Annotated in this window: 2 protein-coding genes; both read left to right on the top strand. The window is 33.1% G+C overall.

Going from position 1 to position 1,510, the window contains the following annotated elements:
- Positions 1–115: 115 nt before the first annotated feature.
- Positions 116–505 carry a GntR family transcriptional regulator gene (locus HMPREF0083_RS06500; RefSeq protein ID WP_245191319.1) on the top strand — a complete coding sequence of 130 codons (390 nt, stop codon included), beginning with the start codon at positions 116–118 and terminating at the stop codon, positions 503–505.
- Between the two features lie 178 nt (positions 506–683).
- Positions 684–1,448 (top strand): HAAS domain-containing protein, encoded by a 765-nt coding sequence (locus tag HMPREF0083_RS06495; RefSeq protein ID WP_021620365.1) that lies wholly within the window; start codon positions 684–686, stop codon positions 1,446–1,448.
- Positions 1,449–1,510: the final 62 nt, after the last annotated feature.

Here is a 1,510-nt window from a genome sequence, read left to right as displayed (position 1 = left end):
CTATAACATGAAGTGCCAAAAAAGATTACACAAAATGTTGCTAAAAAAGTTAAATAATGTTAACCAATAGTGTTGCTACACAGAAATTACCGTGTTTTTTATTGCTGGATGGTTAGTGGATAGGAAAGTAGAGGTGCAGTTGATGGGTAACGGATTTAATGCCTCTCAGTGGATTTATCAACGGCTTATGGCTCGACTTTGCCAACAAATCGTTCGAGGAGAACTAAAACCTGGAGAAAAACTTCCTTCCGTACAAGAGATGGCAGCGCAAGCGGGAGTGAGTTCAAATACTATACAACGTATTTATCGTAGAATGGAACGAATGGGAATTGTAGAAATAAGAAGAGGGCAAGGCTCCTTTCTAACGGAAAATACTGAGGAACTGGAGCGATTGCATGTCCAGCTCAGGATTGAATGCATTGGTGAATTTGTAAAAGATATGAAGGAGATGGGAGTTTCACCTTTTAAAATTATTGAAGATATTGAGAAGTATCTGAAGCAGTAAGAACTATGGTATCTGGGGAGAAGAGGAAATCCATCTCTATTCTCCATCCAAAATGGATTCAGTAGCGTATATATTTACAAAGATAGGGAGGGAGTGTTGTGTTATAAAGTTTAGAAATATGAGTGTTGTATATTATTGTCTTCAAGTCAAATACTAAACGGTAAAAGGAAGAGAAGATATGAACCTATCAAAAAAAAGTATTGATTTTTTAGAAAATCTAAGGGCTTATTTGTTTTCCAGTAGAAAAAATGAAAAGGAAATCGAAGGAATTATTAGAGAAGTAGAAGATCGTTTATATGAGGCTGAAAAAAATGGAGAAAATGTAGATGATATAATTAGAAAGGCATCCAAAGAGTATATGGCGCAATTGACAAATGAAATGTCTTCTGACTTTGAGGGATTGATAAAATTTATACCTATTATGATATTAGGTGCAATGTCTTATATTTTAATGGGAGATGCAATACGTGGAGAAATAGAATACTCATTACTTGATTTGATTGGCTATCCGTTTATTTTCCTATTTTCCTTGTTTCTAACCGTAGCTTTATTTAAGTATGCAACAAGTAACAAAATCCCTAAAATAAAGGAATGGTTAATCGTCGGTATTCTTGGAATTACTCCAATGATTCTATCCCTTCTTTTATTTTATTTAAATAGCTATTATGAGTTATCTGTTATTCAGGTTGGGGTTGTTGGAAATGTTATTGCAATTGTTGTTTCGAGTTTAGTTTTTATTGGGATAGCAATATGGAGCAAGACATGGGTAACTATTATTCTTCCCATTATTTTATTTTTACCAGAGATCCTTATAAATATGACTAACCTTCAGGAGAGTACAAAGTTAATATTGAATAGCATCTTTATTCCGCTATGTGTAGGGAGTTTTTTTGTTATTTACGTTCTTATTTTATGGAAAATGGAAAAAAACAAGACTAGATAAGTATGAAATCTCTTCATATAAAAAAATATTTTTTATGAACCTAAGCGCTCTTTCTGTCATCT

The sequence above is a fragment of the Aneurinibacillus aneurinilyticus ATCC 12856 genome (assembly GCF_000466385.1).
GTDB classification, from domain to species: Bacteria; Bacillota; Bacilli; order Aneurinibacillales; family Aneurinibacillaceae; genus Aneurinibacillus; species Aneurinibacillus aneurinilyticus.
This window is presented reverse-complemented; position numbering and strand designations above follow the sequence as displayed.